This window comes from Paenibacillus sp. F024 (genome assembly GCF_057814255.1).
In genome coordinates this window covers 175535-196262 of record NZ_JBVASZ010000002.1, presented here as the reverse complement: position 1 = coordinate 196262, position 20728 = coordinate 175535, and the positions used below count along the sequence as shown (strand labels likewise).

17 protein-coding genes and 1 riboswitch are annotated in these 20728 nt (G+C 47.8%); of the genes, 3 read left to right on the top strand and 14 right to left on the bottom strand.

Features of this window, described 5'->3' with window-relative positions; translation table 11 throughout:
• Window positions 1-652: 652 nt before the first annotated feature.
• The 4 genes from sigK to ACZYR9_RS04730 form a co-directional block, all read right to left on the bottom strand.
• The gene (gene sigK, locus ACZYR9_RS04745) at window positions 653-1354 is read right to left on the bottom strand and encodes an RNA polymerase sporulation sigma factor SigK (RefSeq protein WP_488977314.1); all 702 of its coding nucleotides are present in this window, start codon (window positions 1352-1354) and stop codon (window positions 653-655) included.
• Between the two features lie 165 nt (window positions 1355-1519).
• On the bottom strand, window positions 1520-1690 hold the full coding sequence (locus tag ACZYR9_RS04740; RefSeq protein WP_488977313.1) for a GapA-binding peptide SR1P: 171 nt from the start codon (window positions 1688-1690) through the stop codon (window positions 1520-1522).
• 131 nt (window positions 1691-1821) lie between these two features.
• A complete protein-coding gene (locus ACZYR9_RS04735; RefSeq protein ID WP_488977312.1) occupies window positions 1822-2844 on the bottom strand; it encodes a TRAP transporter substrate-binding protein in 1023 nt (340 codons plus the stop codon).
• A gap of 26 nt (window positions 2845-2870) precedes the next feature.
• A complete protein-coding gene (locus tag ACZYR9_RS04730) occupies window positions 2871-3887 on the bottom strand; it encodes a zinc-dependent alcohol dehydrogenase (protein WP_488977311.1) in 1017 nt (338 codons plus the stop codon).
• A gap of 450 nt (window positions 3888-4337) precedes the next feature.
• On the opposite strand from ACZYR9_RS04730, the gene ACZYR9_RS04725 reads away from it, so the two are divergent.
• Together ACZYR9_RS04725 and ACZYR9_RS04720 are read left to right on the top strand one after the other, a co-directional pair.
• Window positions 4338-5330 carry a LacI family DNA-binding transcriptional regulator gene (locus tag ACZYR9_RS04725; protein ID WP_488977310.1) on the top strand — a complete coding sequence of 331 codons (993 nt, stop codon included), beginning with the start codon at window positions 4338-4340 and terminating at the stop codon, window positions 5328-5330.
• A gap of 184 nt (window positions 5331-5514) precedes the next feature.
• Window positions 5515-7026: an HD domain-containing phosphohydrolase gene (locus tag ACZYR9_RS04720; protein ID WP_488977309.1), complete on the top strand. Its 1512-nt coding sequence runs from the start codon at window positions 5515-5517 to the stop codon at window positions 7024-7026.
• A 93-nt stretch (window positions 7027-7119) separates the two neighbouring features.
• On the opposite strand, the gene ACZYR9_RS04715 is transcribed toward ACZYR9_RS04720, so the two are convergent.
• The 6 genes from ACZYR9_RS04715 to ACZYR9_RS04690 form a co-directional block, all read right to left on the bottom strand.
• Window positions 7120-7443, bottom strand: a complete 324-nt coding sequence (locus ACZYR9_RS04715) for an SCP2 sterol-binding domain-containing protein (RefSeq protein WP_488977308.1) — start codon at window positions 7441-7443, stop codon at window positions 7120-7122.
• 58 nt (window positions 7444-7501) lie between these two features.
• The gene (locus ACZYR9_RS04710; protein WP_488977307.1) at window positions 7502-9199 is read right to left on the bottom strand and encodes an AMP-binding protein; all 1698 of its coding nucleotides are present in this window, start codon (window positions 9197-9199) and stop codon (window positions 7502-7504) included.
• A 273-nt stretch (window positions 9200-9472) separates the two neighbouring features.
• A complete protein-coding gene (locus ACZYR9_RS04705) occupies window positions 9473-10522 on the bottom strand; it encodes an HD-GYP domain-containing protein (protein WP_488977306.1) in 1050 nt (349 codons plus the stop codon).
• The gene (locus ACZYR9_RS04700) at window positions 10522-12432 is read right to left on the bottom strand and encodes a flagellar assembly protein A (RefSeq protein ID WP_488977305.1); all 1911 of its coding nucleotides are present in this window, start codon (window positions 12430-12432) and stop codon (window positions 10522-10524) included. Before ACZYR9_RS04700 ends, ACZYR9_RS04705 begins: the two co-directional genes overlap by 1 nt.
• Before the next feature lie 101 nt (window positions 12433-12533).
• Window positions 12534-12623: riboswitch (cyclic di-GMP riboswitch) on the bottom strand.
• 181 nt (window positions 12624-12804) lie between these two features.
• A complete protein-coding gene (locus ACZYR9_RS04695; protein ID WP_488977304.1) occupies window positions 12805-13707 on the bottom strand; it encodes a helix-turn-helix domain-containing protein in 903 nt (300 codons plus the stop codon).
• Window positions 13708-13722: 15 nt separating this feature from the next.
• On the bottom strand, window positions 13723-14454 hold the full coding sequence (locus ACZYR9_RS04690) for a DUF429 domain-containing protein (protein WP_488977303.1): 732 nt from the start codon (window positions 14452-14454) through the stop codon (window positions 13723-13725).
• Between the two features lie 298 nt (window positions 14455-14752).
• On the opposite strand from ACZYR9_RS04690, the gene ACZYR9_RS04685 reads away from it, so the two are divergent.
• Window positions 14753-15589 carry a hypothetical protein gene (locus ACZYR9_RS04685; protein ID WP_488977302.1) on the top strand — a complete coding sequence of 279 codons (837 nt, stop codon included), beginning with the start codon at window positions 14753-14755 and terminating at the stop codon, window positions 15587-15589.
• 181 nt (window positions 15590-15770) lie between these two features.
• Here the strand turns inward: ACZYR9_RS04685 and lpdA are convergent, their stop codons facing one another.
• Genes lpdA through pdhA form a run of 4 tightly spaced genes read right to left on the bottom strand, consistent with a single transcriptional unit; the run spans window position 15771 to window position 20678 of the window.
• Window positions 15771-17186, bottom strand: a complete 1416-nt coding sequence (lpdA, locus tag ACZYR9_RS04680) for a dihydrolipoyl dehydrogenase (RefSeq protein WP_488977301.1) — start codon at window positions 17184-17186, stop codon at window positions 15771-15773.
• Between the two features lie 6 nt (window positions 17187-17192).
• Entirely contained in the window at window positions 17193-18575 is a 1383-nt protein-coding gene (locus ACZYR9_RS04675) for a dihydrolipoamide acetyltransferase family protein (RefSeq protein ID WP_488977300.1), read from the bottom strand.
• A gap of 32 nt (window positions 18576-18607) precedes the next feature.
• The gene (locus ACZYR9_RS04670) at window positions 18608-19588 is read right to left on the bottom strand and encodes an alpha-ketoacid dehydrogenase subunit beta (RefSeq protein ID WP_488977299.1); all 981 of its coding nucleotides are present in this window, start codon (window positions 19586-19588) and stop codon (window positions 18608-18610) included.
• Between the two features lie 19 nt (window positions 19589-19607).
• Entirely contained in the window at window positions 19608-20678 is a 1071-nt protein-coding gene (gene pdhA / locus ACZYR9_RS04665; protein WP_488977298.1) for a pyruvate dehydrogenase (acetyl-transferring) E1 component subunit alpha, read from the bottom strand.
• Window positions 20679-20728 lie beyond the last annotated feature (50 nt).

The following is a 20728-nucleotide window of genomic DNA, read 5'->3' as shown; positions in this document are numbered from 1 at the left end:
TTTTATTGCAAAACAAATTGCATAAATGACAATTGCAGTAACAAGTACCTGATCACGGATTTGAACCACGTATTGCCCCCGATATTTCGTATAACAGGAGTGAGAAAATAGCTGTGGAAAGGAGATACCCCAAATACAATACTTCATTGTAATCCGGTAATCGAGCAAGATAATGAGCGTCAATAGAATAAATCGCAGATCCTTTTTGTCGGAGAACTCCACTTCAACTTCAAACCATTCTTTCGAGGGCAAGATCAATAAGAGCAAAAACCATGATGCATCCCAATAGCGCCGGTATCGTATGACCACCAACTATGGGGCTGATTTTCATCAGGTATAAACGAAGGGCTTCAAATACACATGATTTCAAGAATGATCTCGATCAAGGCGGATATTTGATCATGCCCTGACTTTACTTCGCATATGCAGTTGTCCTCCTTAGATTCATTTTAGCGCTGTTATATGTAAGAGGTATGTGGTAATACCAGTAAGCGCTTACAGTTTTATTTTATAAGAACCTTCTATATATTTCAAGTATTGTTTTCTTAAAAATTTAGGTTTCCGAAATTCAATCTTTTGCACTACAACCCAAAAGCGCTTCTCCCATAAAAAAATTCATGGCCTACTCTAAGTAGGCCATTTCATATGAACGCTATCTTTTCTGCTTATAAAATTCATGATACAGCTTCATCAACGCCCGTTTCTCAATCCTCGATACATACGAACGCGAAATCCCCAGCTCCTTGGCAATCTCGCGCTGCGTACGTTCCTCACCTCCCGCTTCAAGTCCAAAGCGTCCAACGACCACCTCCCGCTCCCGCCCGTCTAAAATATCCAAATTACGGTAAATCTTCGATTTTTCAATCTTCAGCTGAACCTTATCCACGACATCGTCGGCTTCCGTACCGAGGATGTCAATCAATGTAATTTCATTTCCTTCCTTATCCGTACCGATCGGGTCATGAAGCGAAACGTCCTTGCGGGTCTTTTTCAGCGAACGCAGATGCATCAGAATCTCGTTCTCTATACACCTCGCCGCAAACGTTGCCAGCTTGGTTCCTTTATCGGGGCTGAACGATTCGATCGCTTTGATTAACCCAATGGTTCCGATGGAAATGAGATCCTCAAGGTCCTCTCCGGTATTGTCGAATTTTTTGACGATATGAGCAACTAAGCGAAGATTATGTTCAATCAGCACATTGCGGGAGTGTTGGTCCCCTTGGGCCATTAAACGTAAATGCTTCTCCTCCTCATCTTCAGCGAGCGGTTGGGGAAACGCATTGTTTTTAACGTATGAGACCAGCAGCATTAACTCTTTAATAAACAAAGCGATTGCAGAAAAAAATCCAGCCACCTCAAGCCACCCCCATGATGAGATTAGTACTATTGTATGTGGGCGGCAGCCTATCGGTGCCTGTACAGATCAAAAATTCTAATAGCCGGATTATAGCCCGGGAAAGTGACTCCATTGTATTCTATTATGATGTGATTTCGGTAATCAATTTCAGACGTCAATCTCCTAAATACAGCTGTCAATGTTGTCTTCAGGCTTTAACTTACCATCACATTCCTCTCGATGGCATTCAACGTAAAATGTACTGACTTTTTCCGTATCAAGGGAACCCATGACTTCACCGCAATGCTTACAAACCAAAATACCTAAATCAAATGCATTAGAAGAACGTTCCATACATTCACCACCGTTCCTTAACCAGATTTAATATTCTACAACTTTGTCCGAAGTGACCCCTGCATCGCATTCATCGGGCAAAACAAGTAAGAGCAAAAGCCCCATAATAAATGGAGCTTTCGCGTTGAGCTTTACTGCTTTAATAAGGTATCAATCAACTCTTTACCAACTACAGACTCCATTTCCGTATAAACCGATTTCGTTTGGGCTTGGAACAAGCTTCTATCCACTTCGATGACTTCGACGCCCTCAGCTTTAATCTCTTCTAACAACTTGGCTTCATTATCCTTGATCAATTGACGATTATAATCTCTTGCCTCTAACGCAGCTTTATCAACGATTTTCTTCAAATCATCCGACAAGCCGTCATAAAACGCTAAGCTCATCACGAACGGAGCAGCTCCGTACATATGCCCTGTCAAAGACATATATTTTTGAACTTCCTGATATTTAGAACTGTGAATGTTAGCAATGGGATTTTCCTGTCCATCAACGACTTTCTGTTCCAGGGCAGTAAACACCTCTGGCGACGGAATTGGCGTAGGAGCGGCACCGAGTGCTTTAAAGATCGAGATGGAGACCTTATTTTCGGGAACACGCAGCTTGATTCCTTTTAAATCATCCGGCGTTTTAATCGGGCGAACCGAGTTGGTTATATGACGGAATCCGTTTTCCCAATAGGCAAGCCCCTTTAATTTCTTATCGGGAAGATAACTAAACAGTTTATTGCCCAGTTCGCCGTCTAAAACTTTGTATGCATGCTCCCTATCCTTAAAAGCAAAGGGGAGATCGATAACCAAAAATTTAGGATCAACAACTCCCATTGTCCCTCCGATAATGGCCGCTTGAATCGTATTGGACTGCATGCTGTTTACCAGTTGGCCTTCACCACCCAGCGTGCCGCTTGAATAAATTTCCACCTTCAGACGGCCGTTTGATTCTTTTTCTACGATTTCTTTAAACTTTACTGATCCTTTGTGATAAGGATGATTCTCCGCCAATACATGTGCCACTTTAATCGTTTTCACAGCACCCGTTGATTTGGTTTCCGCCCCTTGTGTCCCAACATCCGCTGCCGGTTTACTGCCGCAAGCAGACAGCAGCAGGCCCGTCATGACCATTCCGATGACACCAATCGATAACTTTTTCTTCATAACTAACACTCTCCCTTATTTTTTTATTAGAGGTCAACTAAAACTTTAATCGGAAAACCCTTCTTATTTAAAGCCGTATGCATTGCCTCCAAAATGCCGTTGAAAGGATAATGGTGAGTAACCAATTGCTCTAAAGGATATTTCTGGCTTGAAATGAGCTCGATGGCTTTTAGAAAATCTTCTTTTGTATACATGGAAGAACCAAATATCCGGGTTTCCGAAATCATTAATTGATTGAAATTCAAAGCAACCTCTTCTTCAAACAAGGCAATGGAGATCACCTTCCCCTTCCGTCTAACGATCGATAAAGCATCATGTACTACCGATGGGAACCCGACAGTGAGAAATACGACATCCAATTCGCCGATGTTGTTTAATACATAATCTTGGATTTTTTCATTTTTAACATTCACTGTATGAGAGGCACCTAAATTGCGCCCAACCTCAAGATTTCGGTCAATCGCATCCGTCAGACAAACCGTTTGGGCACCTGCATAATGAGCTGCAACCGCTGCCAAAAGTCCGATAGGTCCGGAGCCGAGGATAGCTACCTTATCCCCTTTTCTGATTTGAGCGACGTTAACTGCATGGATCCCAACCGCCAAGGGCTCCGTCAGTACCGCAAGTTCAGGCGCCAGCCCCAAAGGCAATTTATATACGGTTCGTTCAGGAGCGACAACGTATTCCGCAAATGTGCCTTCCCATTTCGTTGTTCCTAGTACAACTTTATCTTTACACAAATGATAGTCTCCCTTCGAGCAATAACCGCATTGATCACAGCCGTAATGAGGCTCGATGGTTACAAAGTCACCCACCGCAATCGTTTTAACATCTACTCCGGTCTTCTCTACTAGCCCTACAGCTTCATGACCCAGAATGCTCGGAGGCTTTCGAAACGGATGACTGCCGTTAAACGCATGAATTTCCGAACCGCATATCCCTGTAGTGATCACTTTAATTAACACTTGCCGGCCGCTTACTTCAGGAAGTTCTTTGTCGATAACAGACATGTGCTTAATCTTATCAAATAAAGCCACCTTCATTTACGTTCATCACCTTTAGCTGGATTTTTATAGCATAAATTCCCCGCACTCATTGGCCTTTCCGAAGCTTGTCTCATCACCGGTATCAAGGATTATTATGCCGAGGGAAAAACTTAAGCGCTTTCAACTTGTTAATATGTAACTCCTCTTCTTTTAAAAAAAACAACATTAGGGCAAATCTGACGGTAATCAGCTGATGAAGGCCTCATGTAACACCTATATTTCATAAAGTTAATGCATTAACCTTTATGCGGTAAACTATACCAGTAAATAAATGTAATCGTCAAGCATAAATTATTCGAAATCTTCTAAAAAACTGTTTTTAAGCCGATTTTCACTCCGCCGTTCATTCTGATGCTTGTTGAATATTAGAATTCGTTTTGCTATACTCAATTATAATTAATAAGGATTTTTCAAAAATAGTAAAACGTTTTAATAAAGGTGACTGATATGAAAATAACAATGAAAGAAATTGCGAAGGAAGCTGGTGTTTCCACTGCAACAGTTTCTCACGTCATCAACGGTACAAAACGCATATCCAAAGAGAAATATACACTAATCATGCAAGCTATTGAAAAATATAATTATGTTCCCGATACTAGAGCTAAAAATTTAAGGCAGCAAAAAACCAATACAGCGGGTTTAATCGTATCTGCCTTTCCAGATTCATACGTTACGGGAATTGTAAACGGGGTAGGCGCCCGTGCGCGAGAATTAGCATTTCGCCTGCTTTTTGTAAACACGAATGAGGACTCGAATTATGAACGGGAAACCATTCAGCTCTTGTCGCCAAGCATAGTAGACGGTATTATTTTGTCACCAACCTACAATACCGTTGATCTAAAATTAATGGAACAAAAGGTACCGATGGTTTTCGCTATCCGCTATGATCCGAACATAACCGATGTGCCCAGAGTGACGGCCGATGACTTTCAAGCCGGCTATGACGCCGCTTTACATCTGATTCAACACGGCCATAAGCATATTGGCTTAATTTATGCCAGGCCTAATGTAACAACAACGAATCAACGTATCGAGGGATATCGAACTGCTCTTAAGGAATATAACATTTCATTTAATGAAAATTATCTTGAAATGGGCCATGCCACTGTCGATGGCGGGTATCATGCAACTAAATCTCTGCTTATGCGCGAAAGTAGCATTTCTTGCATATTCGTCCTAAATGACTTAATGACCATTGGATCCATGAAAGCATTAACCAGCTTAATGCTAAAATGTCCAGAAGATATCGCCTTGATCGGATTTGGTGATTTTGAAGCTGCTACGGTCACCGATCCTCCGATCACAACCATTAGTCTACCGCCGGATACGATAGGTCGAACCGCATTCGATTTACTCGTCAACAAAATGAATAATCCGAGTTATTTTAAACACGTTCAAATCCCTACTTCCTTGGTTCCAAGAAAGTCATGCGGATGTTAATAGGCAAATACTGGGTACAATAATGATCAAGAAGCAGGGAGCGAATAGCCCCTGCTTTATTTAGTTAAACGATTAACTTTTCCCGCCGAAAGAAGGATTATGCCGAGATTTGTTGAATGTAGTTTGTTGAATGTAAATAGATGTCCTAGTGTCCACCCACATCAACTAAGGAGAAGGCGATATTTTGCAGATTTATAAAAATTTTATCAGACGACTTATCAGAGACTATCTCATCGGATCAACGGCAGCGGTATTAGGCGTAGGAAGTATTTTTATATTTTCTGCATTACAAGTGTCAGGTCAAGAAGCTATCAGATTATTCACCATTCTGTTCATCTCGCTGATGATTATGGTGGTTGTAGAGTTGTATGTTTTTAATCGGGATCTGCGCCCCATCCTAACCTTGTTCCAGCAAAACAAGCCTTCCCTCGAAATGCTTGAATCCGTTTATCTTCACACCCATCGTTTCCCCATTCTTGCGATTAAGCGTATTTTCGGGCCCCATTTGTTTGGGTTATCTATCCCTGCTACCATCATGCTGATATATAGTGTTAAACAAGGATGGGTTGTCCTTCCCTATTCCTATTTGTTACTGGCAGCCATCGGCGTACCGCTTGTGGCATGTATGCACGCGTTTATCGAGTTCTTTCTTACTGCCCAATCCATACGTCCGCTCGCCATGTACATCAGACAGCTTTCCATCGATAGCTATGGAACCGATCTGTCCCTTAACGGGAAGGTTCTTGTTTCCGTACAACGGAAATTTCAGTTTAGTGCTTTCTTGATCGGTGCATTTCCTTTATTCCTGTTCATTTTGAGCGGGTATATTCGTGAAGATGTACTTCCAAAACAAAACACAGTCGATTACTTGCACTGGGCGACCATCATCTTATTGACAGGCATCGCTTTCTCTTCGCTCGGTGCATGGGTGCTGTCAAGAGAAGTACAACATCCGATCCGCAGTATCATCCGATCCATGAGCTCCGTGCAAAATGGAGACTTCGACGTCCGTACACCCGACATATATTCCGATGAATTTTCCAAGCTGGTGGCGGGATTTAATCATATGGTGAGCGGCTTAAAGATGCGGGAAAACATGAACAACCTGCTGATTCAAAGCTACTTCACTACACTTGCCGCGGCACTCGACGCCCGTGACCCTTATACGGCAGGGCATTCCGAGCGAGTTGCCAAGTATTCCTTGCAAATTGGCCAATGGGCCAATTTCTCTGAGCACTATTTAGACGTGCTGAAAAAAACCGCTCTACTGCATGACATAGGCAAAATTGGGGTTCGGGATACCGTTCTTCTGAAGGAAGGCCGGTTATCGGATGAAGAATTCGAGCTCATTAAGCTTCATCCGGTTCTCGGCGAAAAAATTTTACGGCAAATCGAACCCTCTAAAGCGATGTCCGAAATATTGCCCGGAGTAAGATCTCATCATGAGCGTTTTGACGGAGGCGGATATCCGGATGGGCTGGCAGGCGATAATATACCGTTAATGGGCAGAATTATCGCCATAGCGGATGCCTTTGACGCCATGACATCCGACCGGCCATACCGTAAAGGAATGAGTGTGGAGAAAGCCATGAACATTTTGAAGGAAGGTCGCGGAACCCAGTGGGATCCTGATTTAACCTCATTATTTATTCAAAATTTTAATGGAGATTCACCGCAGCTTGAGCAAAAGATATAATTCGAATCGACTCATATTTCAAATGGAATTCATAGCAACAGCCCCCGATCCAATGGAATTGGGGGCATCACCAATTTTTCTAAGCCAACAGCCTTATGAATAAGCCTTCAGAACCTCCTGCAGCCGGAAAGCGACCGTCATTTTTCCTTCTATTTTCAGATCCCCCGACATGTATGCGGCTGCCGCGTTCAGTTGACGGTTCATCAGCTTACGAAGCATCCCCTCCGTCATCGTCAGCTTGCAGTCCGCAGAATAAGGCATCCCCTCCAATAGATCCACCTGTCCTGCATGAAAACGTACCTGCAAGACGTTATCCTCTGCCATATTGAATTGATATACCGCATGCAGCGTCCGGAACGCCTCAGGACTGCCGTTCATTCGATCCACAAGTCGTTGGAGCTCATCCCGAATGGCCATAGCTCACCTCGATCATCAATGAATTCAAACGGCGTGACTCGATATACTTCTTCCTCATTCAACTATCCTGCGTATCATCGTCGTCATTCATCCTCTCCAATTCTTCTTCCACAAGCCTTTTGCGCAATACCTTACCTATCAAAGATTTGGGGAGCGAATGGCGGAATTCATACACATGAGGCACCTTATAAGCTGCAAGCCGCTGCCGGCACCAGCGGTTCAATTCTTCCGCATCGGCTTCACCGTTCTTGTTCATCACCAAATAGGCTTTCACCGTTTCTCCGCGATACGGGTCGCTCACCCCCGCCACCACGGCCTCTTCGACCTCGGGATGCTCATAGAGCACCTCTTCGACTTCACGCGGATAAATATTATAGCCTCCGGCAATGATGATATCCTTTTTCCGGTCCAATATAGTAAAAAATCCGTCTTCATCCATTGTGGCCATATCTCCGGTATACAGCCAGCCGTCCCGCAAAGCGGATGCCGATTCCTCCGGACGGTTCCAGTAGCCTTTCATCACCTGAGGTCCTCGAATGACCAGTTCTCCGATCTCCCCTGCCGGCAGCTCCGTTCCCTGATCCGGATCAACGATCCGTGCTTCCGTGTCGGGAAAAGGGATGCCGATCGATCCGATTTTGCGTTTCTCCCATATGTTGTTCGCATGAGTAACCGGTGATGTTTCTGTTAAGCCATATCCTTCCACCAGCCTGGCGCCCGTCATGGCTTCAAACCTTTGCTGAAGCTCCAACGGAAGAGGAGCCGCGCCGCTGATACATACCTCCAGTGACGATAAATTGGTGCGCACGGTCTGGGCATTCTGGATCAAACTCATATACATCGTCGGGGTGCCTGGGAATACCGTCGGCTTCACACGACGTACGGTCTCAAGCAGCATGGTGACGTCAAAGCGCGGCAGCAGCACCAGCTTTCCAGCCAAATATACCGATTGGTTCATCAGCACCGTTAAGCCGAACACATGGAAGAAAGGCAGCACAGATAAATAAACCTCACCGGCCTGCTTGCAGCGGTAAGCCCAGAGTCGGTTTTGAATCGTATTGGCAACCAAATTAAAATGAGTAAGCATCACGCCTTTAGCCTGACCTGTCGTCCCGCCCGTGTACTGAATCAGTGCCAGATCATGCTCCGCATCCAGCTTCACGCCGCACGGCTCAGGAGATGCCCGGTCTAACAGCTTGACAAAAGAATATACGCCATTACCGTAAATGACCTCTCGATTCATCCTTTTAAGCTTGGCAAAAACAGGATACAGCCAATTTTGAGGTACCGGCAAATAATCCTTGAGAGACGTTACAATAATATGGCGGATATCCGCTTTCTCCTTTATCTGATTCACCTGGTCGAACAATAAATCCAATGTCACAATCACGCTCGCCCCCGAGTCCTTGATCTGGTGCTCCAGCTCACGCGGCGTGTACATCGGGTTGGTCATGACAACCACTCCGCCCATGAGAAGAGTGCCAAAGTAAGAAATCACAGCTTGCGGGCAATTGGGAAGCATTATCGCTACACGATGACCCTTTCGAATTCCGAGCCGGATCAGCGTATTCGCAAACCGGTAGGCTGCATCGAGCAGTTCCCGATAAGACAACTTTTTGCCCATAAAATCTAAAGCGGCATGCTTCGGATAGGCTTGGGCGGACTCCTTTAAGAAATGTGCCAGGTTCTGCTTCGGATAATCAAAGGTCGGTGGCACCTCAGCCGGGTAATGCTTGAGCCAAGGTTTGCTGGTCATAGAAACCACCTCCACATCAGGCTAGTCATGTCTTGCTGCGAATGGCAACCGCCTTCGGATCGCCTTCTTGTGCCAAGGTTGTCCGAAAACGTCTTCATTCTCCTGTAATGGGTATTATATGATCTCCTCTAACCCGATATGACTTTCCTGATCCTTCTTCATCCTTAACATGGCATAATCACGACTATATTCATTAATGACGATAGTCGTAAGCCGCAAATTGAAAAAGCGCCCGATCAGCGGTAATCCGCCCGGCGCCCTACACAATTTCAACTATACGGAAACGGTTCCTCCATCGCTTAGCCTTCCGATCTTCAAACCCGGGCACTCCCTCAGGTCGATAAACCCACCGGCTCCATGCACCAAGGGGCGAAAAGGATCGGCCTCCCGCACCATCACAATGGTGGCTTGCGTTCCATCCGACAAGGCGACATGACTGCCAATCGTGCATTCGGTCACATGCCGGATAAAGCAGCGAACAATCCCCGGCTCCAGCATACCATAAGCATGATCAGCAATACTTTGGAGAACATCAAATAAAGGCAATGCGTTTCGGTACGCCCTTTTTGAAGACATCGCATGAAACACGTCGGCGACGGCTACGATTTTACTAACGAGTTCCAGTCGGTTTCCGGTCAATCCGGCAGGGTACCCGCTGCCATCCTCCCGTTCATGGTGCTGCAGCGCAGCCAAAGCAACATGCGGATCCAAACCCGCTTCGCGAACAAGAAGATCATAACCGTACTGAGAGTGACGCTTCACTTCGCGGTATTCGTCTTCATTTAATTTGCCCGGCTTTTGAAGGATCGATTGCGGAACAAACAGCTTGCCCACATCATGCAGCAAACCCGCCAGGCTGACACGCACCCGCTCATTCACGGATAATCCGAGCCATTTGCCGATTAAACCCGCCAATACACTGACTCCGACACTGTGCTTAAACGTGTCCTCATCCTGCTGCTCCAGCGCCAACAATATACGATACGTGTCCGAATCGCTCGTAATACGCATGAGGGCTGGGAGCACCGTACGGCATACTTTCTCAATAGGTACCCGACCGGCGGTACGGATATCTACAAACATCTCCTTCATCTCATGGATAGCAAATCTTACGAGCTTTTCAGGCTCAATTTTCGGAAGAATCACATCTGTACTGCTAAGCTTTAGGTCATGCTCATGAAGCGATAAAATATGTTCCGTTGTAAGAATGGAGGAAGCCGGAAGAATTAATAGTCCATATCGATTATATATATTTTTATTCAACCTCTTGCCCAAGAGATGCGACATTTCCATCAACGGATTTACTTCTTTTTCGTTCTTCATCACGCCAATTTACCATTAGTCTGTGGATTTTGAATGCCTCTTGCGGCATATACGCGACTCTTAATCCAATCCATATCGATCGTCTGATCCTCAATGCTATCCAGAATTTCGATGCAATAATTTCCTATGCATACTCTTCCGGAGCTCATGCTCTTCAGCATGATTTTCGTCTTGGATTTGAGTACCGACGGAGCTCCCGTTTGACCGCCAACCATCATTGCAGAGATGATGCCATCCGCTTCCAAACGAGAGCCTCGGCATACGGCATCTTTATCATAAAATACAATGTTGCCCGCTGAGTACAGGTCGCTTTGCAAAACCCCTTCTTTTCGGATCAAAATGTCACCGTTAGATTTAAGTGTCGATAGATGGCATTGCCCCATATCGATCCTCACTTTGGCTTCCTGCATGCTCCCAACGTGCTGCACCGTTTCCTTAAGAGAGTTCAAAATGCCGAGTACCGTACCGTTAGAGATCATTTGAGGCATTCTCGAGAGCTGTAGAAATCGCTCCAGCATGTCTTTCAGATTCAACCAGGCCGTCTTGTCCCGTGACCTGATATTAATAATGACCGATAATGCTTCTTTGATCAGCTTGGTAAGGTCTTTAAACTTGTTCTCCACAAGCAGTAGTATAATTTGTCCGTAATGAGGCTTCTGCCCCTTCTTCTCCACCATATCGGAGAGAAGCTTCGCTGCTTCGAGCAGCTGCTCGAATTGGGACATTAACAATTTCGAATTGTTATAAAGACGGTTATACAATACCCCGAAATAACCGGAGTATAGGTTGCTTTTGATGGCGTTGCCTTGAATGCGAATACTTCCGGTTGCCGTGACAGTGGCGTTGTACACACTTCCGGATATATATACATTACCAAGCGACTCTACGATCATATTCTCCATAACGTTACCATACACGATAATGTCACCGGAAAAAACGATATGTCCCGTTTCAATATTGACATCGCCGGGAACGATAAATGCCTTGGTAATATCAAAAAACTTCGTTTGGTTGCCTGTAATGCGCGGTCTTCCTTCGCTAAGAGCGATAACAAAGCCGTCCTCCCGAATTTGCACCCCGTCTTTGGCTACAATAACAATGTCCTGCGGTTCATTCGGACGAATAAAATTACCGTAAACGTCGTAGCCGACGGTCCCTTCTTCCGGCGGAGTTTTTCGGGCGATCACATCTCCAGGGGTTACCGAAGGAATATTTAAATGATTTCTATAATCGATCACGCCGCCGATTTCCACATACTGAGTTTCCACTTGTTCTGTGAAAAACAGCTGCAGTTCCGCATCCTTTCCCGGAACGGGAGGCTTTCCCCGTGCGATCAGAATCGGTTCGAATGTCGGGTTATGAACTTCTTCAAAAATAGCCCCGATATTCCGGTTTTTCGTGATCGACAAACGATCCAGTTCATAGATAATATCGTTAAGCTCAAGCTTGTTAAGTATGATCGATTGATCCTCCTCCGCTCTAAGAACCAGGTGGGCGGCAGGCTCACACTCGCTAAGCTTCCATACATACCTTACAGGTGAACGTACAATCAAGTAGGCTAGCATATGATCTTCGGATACCTGGATTTCAAATAAAGGAGATTCCTCTATGGACCATTTCAGCTTGTCTTCAGATGTTACGGTGACTACACCGGATACCGCTTCTCCATTTACAGTTAGCTTGACCGGAGGTATAGCTTCAATGGTAAGAGGTGATGTAACTTCATCCGAGGTATGCACAAAAATTTCATTTCCGCTTACCCTGAACCAACTAAGGCTCTTATTCCCTCCCTCATTGCCGAAGTCTTCCTCTTTGGAATAATCCGACAAATCGGTAACATTCTCCGTAGAATCCAGCGCCATGGATTTTATCATTTTGACCAATTCAATTTCCGTAATAGAGTCGGACATCGGGACTACCTCCTTTCAAGGGATCAAGCATATCGTAATGAAGAAAAAATGCACCTTTCTCCAGCCGGGGAAAGGTGCATTGAGTCATGTATCCTCCCATTATCGGCGGCATGGCTGCCATAGCTTAGATTGCTAACCTTAGGCCCATTGCTTTGCGTCCTTGCCTTTCGACAAGTTTGCCATTTATCGTAATGAATATGTGATTTTAATTAAATTATAATCAAGTATATAGACAACCGACAACATTGTCTAAAACAAAAGGACTAATCTATGCTTGTTGAATGTATTTCAGGTGTGAGTTTTTCGCTAAATTTCGACAAAAAGGATAAAAGATTGCATTATTTTCATATATTTTTACATAACTTTACAAGTTTAATCGCGCCAAAGCTCGCTGATATGAACACTTAGAGCATCCGCAATACATTGTATGGAATATTTATGCGGATTCGTGATTTTTCCGTTTCTCATTTTGGAGATCGTTCCTATGGAAAGACCAGTGAGCTCAGAAAGCTTGGTTGCCGTCATATGACGTTCCGCCATCAGCATCCGCAGCGCATGAGCCAATCCGGACTGCTTTTGTGGTTGCTCCTGCGTTAAGCTTCTTCCGACAAATGCAATTCGTGCGACTTCTTTCCTGCCGTTTAATATTGGTTTAAAGCGAAACTCGATACTGGCTTTTTGGTTGTTATGGACCCAATCCAGCGTCATACTGAAGCTGGACCCGGACCATAAGGCCTGGCGAAGCGAGTGCCTTACTTGAAGCAGATGTCTTGAACCGACAAAAGAAAGAAACGGCTGCGCGATCAAGTCTTTTTTGTGTAAATCCAACAATGCAGAGTGGAGTGAGCAATCGATAATGCGGAACTTCTCTGTAAGCGTTCCGCTTACATCGTATCCCGCCCCTTGCCGCAAAATCCATTTCTTGTCGCTGACGTCACGAACAACCATAACATAGTAATAGACTCCATCCCTAACCGTTTCGCGTAAAGAAAGCTCCACGTCCACTTGAAGGCCGTGCTTCACGGTCCATCTCGCTTCTGAGAACAGGATATCATCATGCTCAAAAAACTCCAAACGCTTTAATACCCACTCCCTGTATTCAACCGATAGAAAAGATAGAAAGGAATCCGTCCAAAGTTCTTCTTTTGAATAGCCGATGATCTGGAAAAAAGCCGGATTTGCCTCTTCGACCGTGAGTTGACGGCCATCCCATTTACAAAGGCAAATACCGTCTGCAGCCTTTTCAACCATCATTTTAGCCCAATGATTCGGCATTTCTTTTCCAACCTTTCATCTTTTAAGAAAACAATAATATGCTATTGTCCTTTGCATTCCCATACGGTCCCGGTCTCCGCCCTCGGGCAGCTGCTTCAGACTGCCGCCGCTCAGCCATGCCGTTACCGCGAGCACGAGCGCATCAACGATATCGTCACGGGCAGCCGCTTTGCGAGGATATCGCAGCATCAGCTCATCGACGACATCATCCGCTTGTGGATATACTCCTCGCAAATACTCCATTCGCTCGTCAAAGCCCGCATGGTTCTTCTTTCCATTCCGCATTGGAGCACCAAAGAGCCGGGCGAAGCATAATTCCGGATGTGACTCGCGGAACCTTAACCGGGCCGCCTCATCCTTGTGAAGCAGATCATCGAGCGCGCGAATCTTCGGCACGAGCGCCCAGGATTGGCGCGATAAGCCTCGGCCGCTAAGCCTGCGCTGCACCGCATTCGCTTGCGTATAGTCCGAAGCGCTCAGCACCTCTCGTACAGGAGCAGGGAATATGCTGGATGCCCGTCCAGGCTTCAGCATTTCCCGTGCCATTACGTCACAGCGTCGCGGCTCACTTCCGTCAGCCATACCGATCGGCATATCAATCAGCAATAGCTCTGACTGCCGATACGCTGCCCAGAGACTCTCCAAGGTTGCGAACACAGCGGCTGTCCAGCTCCCGTCAAGCGTCAGCTCCACGGCTGCCCAGCCCGATGCACAGCCGTCAATGCCTACAAAGGATCTGTTCTTCATGAGCTCCGCAGGTGAGCTTGAGCTCATCTGACATTCACTTGACGACACGGCTCAGCCACCGTCCAGTACCCCAAAGCACGTTTATGTTCCCATTCTGTAAAAAACAGGTATGCGCTTGCATCATTGAACACGCCCTTTTACTTCCTTAATCATTTTCTTTATTATACATCCTTTTGGCTTTCTCGGACATGCCGGAACATGTTTATACGGACAAAAATACAAACCCTAAGAAACCTCTATACATAAAATAGGACAAAGGATAAAAAAGAAAATACGCATCTGAAAGGATATGGATAAAATGGCGGGAATCGTAGACGTGTCGGTTTCAAAACCATTGCCTAAAGACGAAATGATTCTCGTCCTAAACTGCATGAACGGATTTCCCCACGATCTGCATGAGCTTCATGATGGAGCTGTAGTGACAGTTAAAAAAGACGAAGCGGAGCGCCAAGTCTTGATCCGCCGGGGACAGGGAGATGAATGCGGCTTCCACTATATCGAGGTCGGGACAGCAATCGCAGAAGCGCTGGAACTGCGGGATGGGGCGCGTTATCAGATACAATATGATGAGCTGAGCAAAACGCTTGTCCTCACGCGAGCCTTGGTGAGCCGAATCCAGGTTCCGCTTCAAATCGTCCGACGGAAGCATAAGGCGCCTGCGGTTACGATCGGTTATGCACAGCTCTGCATGCTCGGTATGGCTGCAAAGCTTCCTGCTATAGTAACGCTAATTCGCGGCCCTGTCACCGCCAAGCTGAGATTGATCGTGCCAAATAATGAGCTGGATAAGGATTTTCGGATTTCCGCAGCAACCGCCGCGAGGCTTGGATTGAGTCAGGGACAGGCTTGTCAGCTGGAATATAACCAGTCCACCAAAGCCCTTACACTGACGGCATCCGGTGCCCCGATTCACAGAATCCCGATTCAAGAAAAGAAAGAAAGGGACAAATCGGACCTAACCGGAAGCCGAAGCTCAAGTGCAGCGTCTGTTCGCAGACCACCTGTTTCAGAAAAAGCAACAAAGCATGGATCTATCCTTAATCGACAGCCTACACGAACTCGCAACAAACCGACAGCGGCTCATTCAGTGTCCAATCTCTGGCTAAACGGGAAGGTTGCCGTCAAACTCCGATGATAGTAAACGACAACAGTAGATGACGTTTAGAGACTCTGACCTGCCAACCAAACACCTCTGCTTTAAGTATAACGAAGTGTGCTTATCAATAACATGCCCGAAGCAGCGGGATGATTTGCTTAAACGGCAAAAAAGCCGGGGACAGACGGAATGCCTCCATCCTCGGCTTTTGATTTCATTCTTACTTCCCTAACTGGTGAATCGGATGGCCAAGCGCGCCTTCGGCGGCGTCCATCGTGATCTCGCCAAGCGTCGGGTGCGCGTGAATCGTAAGAGCAATGTCTTCAAGCGTAGCCCCCATCTCGATGGCCAGCGTCAGCTCGGCAATCAGATTGGATGCTTCTGCACCGACAACATAGCCGCCGACCAACAGGCCGGTGTCTTTGTCGCCGATCAGCTTCACGAAACCGTCAGTAGCATTCATCGACTGCGCGCGTCCGTTAGCTCCATACGGGAACTTTCCTACGACGACATTGATGCCCTTTTCTTTGGCTTCTGTCTCGCTAAGTCCAACGCCCGCAATTTCCGGATCGGAGAATACGACGGCCGGAATAACCTTATAGTCCACTACGCTCGGCAGCCCTGCGATCGATTCCGCCGCCACTTTCGCTTCGTAAGAAGCTTTGTGGGCAAGAGCCGGACCCGGAACGATATCACCAATTGCATAAATATGCGGCACGTTCGTTTGGCATTTTTCGTTTACCTTGATCAGGCCGCGCTCTCCGATTTCCACACCAGCAAGCTCCAGGGAAAGGTCGCCGTCCGTGTTGGGACGACGGCCTACCGTTACCAGAACGTAGTCAGCCGTTACCTTCTTTTCCTCGCCCTTCACCGTGTAGGTTACCGTAACATCCTTATCGGTTTGCTCGCAGCCCTGTGCCATCGCTTCCGTAACGACGTCCACTTCCAGCTTTTTCAGGTTGCGTGCTACAGGCTGGGAAAGATCCTTCTCAAAGCCAGGAAGAATGGTGTCCGAGCCTTCAAGCACCGTAACCTTCGTACCGAACTTGGCAAAGGTTTGTCCAAGCTCGATTCCGATATAGCCTCCGCCGATGACGACCATGCTCTTTGGAATTTCGCTTAGGGACAGTGCCTCTGTGGAAGAGATCACCCTGCCCCCGAACGGGAACGCCTTGAGCTCAATCGGACGAGAACCCGTCGCTATGATGCAGTGGTTGAAGCGGTAACGTGCCGTTTCGTTATCGTTAAATACGCGGGCTTCATGCTCGTTGATAAACAACGCCTCGCCGTTAAACACCTGTACTTTATTACCCTTGAGCAGCATGCCTACACCGCCGGATTGCTTTTTGACGATGCCGTTTTTCCACTCTTGGACTTTGTTAAAATCGACACTGACATTCTCTGCCGAGATGCCGATCGATTCGGCATGACTGACCAGCTCGTACTGATGCGCTGCGGAAATCAAGGCTTTGGACGGAATGCAGCCGCGGTTCAAGCAGACCCCTCCGAGCTCCGCCTTGTCCACCACCAGCACGCTCTTGCCAAGCTGGGAAGCACGGATGGCCGCGACATATCCGCCGGGACCCGCTCCGATGACAAGCACATCGATTTCAACCGATGCATCTCCAACTACCATAGCGGATTACACCTCCATGACAAGCAGTTCCGGATCGGCCAGCAGCTGCTTGATATAATTCAAAAAGTTTTGTGCCGTAGCACCGTCGATAATACGGTGATCGAAGCTTAAGGACAAGGCCATTACAGGAGCGACAACGATTTCTCCATTCTTCACCACCGGCTTTTCCGTAATGCGGCCTGTACCAAGAATCGCCACCTCAGGGAAGTTGATCACCGGTGTAAAGAACATGCCGCCGGCGGAGCCAATGTTGGTAATGGTGATGGTCGAGCCTCTCAGCTCGCTAGGTCCCAGTTTGCCATCACGGCCGCGGGCCGCCAAATCCTTAATCGCCTCGGCGATTGTCCACATGCTCTTGCGGTCGGCATCCGGAATCACTGGAACGATAAGACCGTTATCCGTATCCGTAGCAATCCCGATGTTGTAGTACTTTTTGTAGACGATCTCTTGCTTTTCTTCGTCGATCATCGCGTTCATCACTGGGAATTGACGTGCAGCGGCAACCAGTGCCTTCACAATGAACGGAAGGTAAGTCAGCTTGACGCCTTTCTTCTCGGCGATCGGCTTGGCTTTGGTACGAAGCGCGACGAGCTGTGTCACGTCGACCTCGTCCATCAGCGTCACATGAGGCGCTGTGTAAACACTTTTTACCATCGCATTGGCGATAGCCTTGCGGATGCCCTTGAGCGGCACGCGCTCTTCCTCGCGGTCCCCGCTCACGGCAGCCGATGCCGCAGGGGCCGCTTTCGACGCAGCTGGAGCCGCCGCTTCCGCCGCTTCCTGCGCAGCAGGCTTGCCGCCGCCGTTTACAAAGCCAAGGACATCTTCCTTCGTTACGCGCCCGTTCTTCCCGGTTGCCGTAACTTCCGCGATGTTCACGCCCTTCTCACGAGCGAGCTTTCGTACGCTCGGAGTAGCCAAGACCTCACGCTTGTCGCTTTTGGCCGCCGCTTCTTCGGAAGCAGACGCGCCGTCTGCCATTGGCGTATCCAGCTTCGCTGCGTTCACATTCGCCGCAACAGCTCCGCCAACTGCACATTCTGCGCCGGTGTCCGTTCCGCCTTTGGCAGCAGACGCCTCCGCTTCGCCAGCAGCAGGCGTTGCACTCGGAGCTTCGCCGTGTCCGCCTGCGCTTTGAGGCACTTCGCCTTCCACTTCCATAATGGCGATCACATCGCCAACCGTACATACTGTACCTTCGCCGACCTTCAGCTCGACGATTTTCCCTTCTACCGGGGAAGGTACTTCTACAGTCGATTTATCGTTTTGAACGTCCATCAGGATCGTTTCATCATTTACCGTATCTCCGGGCTTTACATGCCACTTGACAATCTCGCCCTCGTGAATCCCTTCACCCAGCTCGGGAAAACGGTATTCAAACTTTGCCATCGGTCACTCACCGTCCTTACGATTTATCGGAATTAGAAATCCAGCACTTTATTCAAGCCGGCAACAATGCGCGCCGGGTTCGGAAGCCATTGATCCTCCACTTGCGCGAAAGGATATACCGTATCCGGAGGAGCTACGCGCAGCACAGGTGCTTCAAGATGCAAGATCGCCTTTTCGTTGATCTGAGCAATAACCTCTGCCGCAACCCCGGCCGTTCTTTGCGCTTCCTGTACAACGATCGCACGGTTCGTCTTTTTGATCGATTCCACGATCGTATCGATGTCAAGGGGCACCAGCGTGCGCAGATCGATGACCTCGACCTTCGCTCCGCGGGATTTTTCCAATTCTTCCGCGGCCTTCAGCGAGGTATGCACCATAGCTCCGTAAGTGATGATGGTGACATCGGAGCCTTCGCGCACCACATTGGCTTTGCCGATCGGAACGGTATATTCGCCTTCCGGCACTTCGGCGCGGAACGAACGGTATAAATTCAAGTGCTCCATGAAAAAGACCGGGTCATTGTCGCGAATAGCCGAAATCAGCAGGCCCTTCGCATCATAAGGATTGGACGGTACGACAACTTTGATCCCCGGCGTTTGCACCATAAGACCCTCAAGCGAATCTGTATGCAGCTCCGCCGCCTTTACTCCGCCGCCAAACGGTGTGCGAACTACAATCGGAGCGTTGTAGCGACCGCCTGAACGGTAACGCATCCGTGCTGCCTGAACGGCAATTTGATCGAACGCTTCAAAGATAAACCCGATAAACTGGATTTCCATGATCGGTCTGAACCCTTGAACAGCCATTCCGACCGCCATCCCGCCGATCGCCGATTCCGCCAGCGGAGTATCGAATACACGATTTTCCCCGAATTCCGCCTGAAGCCCTTCCGTAGCCCGGAACACGCCCCCGACCTTACCTACGTCTTCACCGAATATTACCACGTTAGGATCGCGCTGAAGCTCAACCCGCATCGCGTCCTTGATCGCTTGAATCATTGTCATTTGAGCCATGGCTGATTGTTCCTCCCCTTTACGCTAAGTAATCCGTTTTCTGCTCTTCCAAAGGCTGCGGCGTCGTTTCGAACATGCTGTCGATGAGACCCGGCACCGTCATTTTTTCCGTTTGCTCGGCTTTCTTGATTTGCTCTGCCACCGTATTCTTTGCATCCTCGATCACAGCGGCCTCTTCCTCTTCCGACCACAGGCCTTTGCTCACGAGATAGTTGCGGAAACGGTTCAACGGGTCCTTCTGCTCCCATTCTGCCGTTTCTTCTTTCGTACGGTATTTGGACGGGTCGTCGCCAGACATGGAATGCGGCAGGAACCGGTACGTGACCGCCTCAATCAGCGTCGCTCCCTCACCATTGCGTCCGCGCTCCGCTGCATCCTGTACCGCTTTGATGACAGCAAGCACATCCATACCGTCTACTTGTACGCCCTCAATCCCTGCCGCTACCGCTTTGTGAGCTACGGACAACGCAGCCGTTTGCTTGGAGAACGGAGTCGTGATGGCATAACCGTTATTTTGAACCACGAAAATGGAAGGCAGTTTGAAAGCCCCGGCAAAGTTCATCGCTTCATAGAAGTCGCCTTCGGAGGAACCTCCGTCGCCGGTATATGTGATGGAGACACGCTTTTCACCGCGCTGTTTGAACGCCATTGCTACACCCATTGCGTGCAAATACTGTGCCCCGATAATAATTTGCGGCATCAGCACGTGTACATCCTCGGGAATTTGACCGCCGTGCTGATGTCCTCTGGAATACAAAAACGCTTGGTACATCGGCAAACCGTGCCACACGATCTGCGGCATATCACGATATCCAGGACAGATGAAATCATCCTTATTCAAAGCGAACTCACTGCCGATCATCGTCGCTTCCTGACCCGAAACCGGCGCATAAAAACCGAGACGGCCCTGACGGGTCAAGTTTACGGCGCGCTGGTCCCATGTCCGTGTAAATACCATGCGGCGCATAACTTCCTTCAACTGATCGTCGGAGAGCTTCGGCATCGCTTCCGGATTGACTACCGTACCATCCTCGGCCAGAACGGACAACGGCTGAACTTCTTGCACGTCAACTATATACGGCTTGCTCATGATCAAATTCACCTCAAAGATAGATTTTAAAAAGCATGAAATGTCGATTT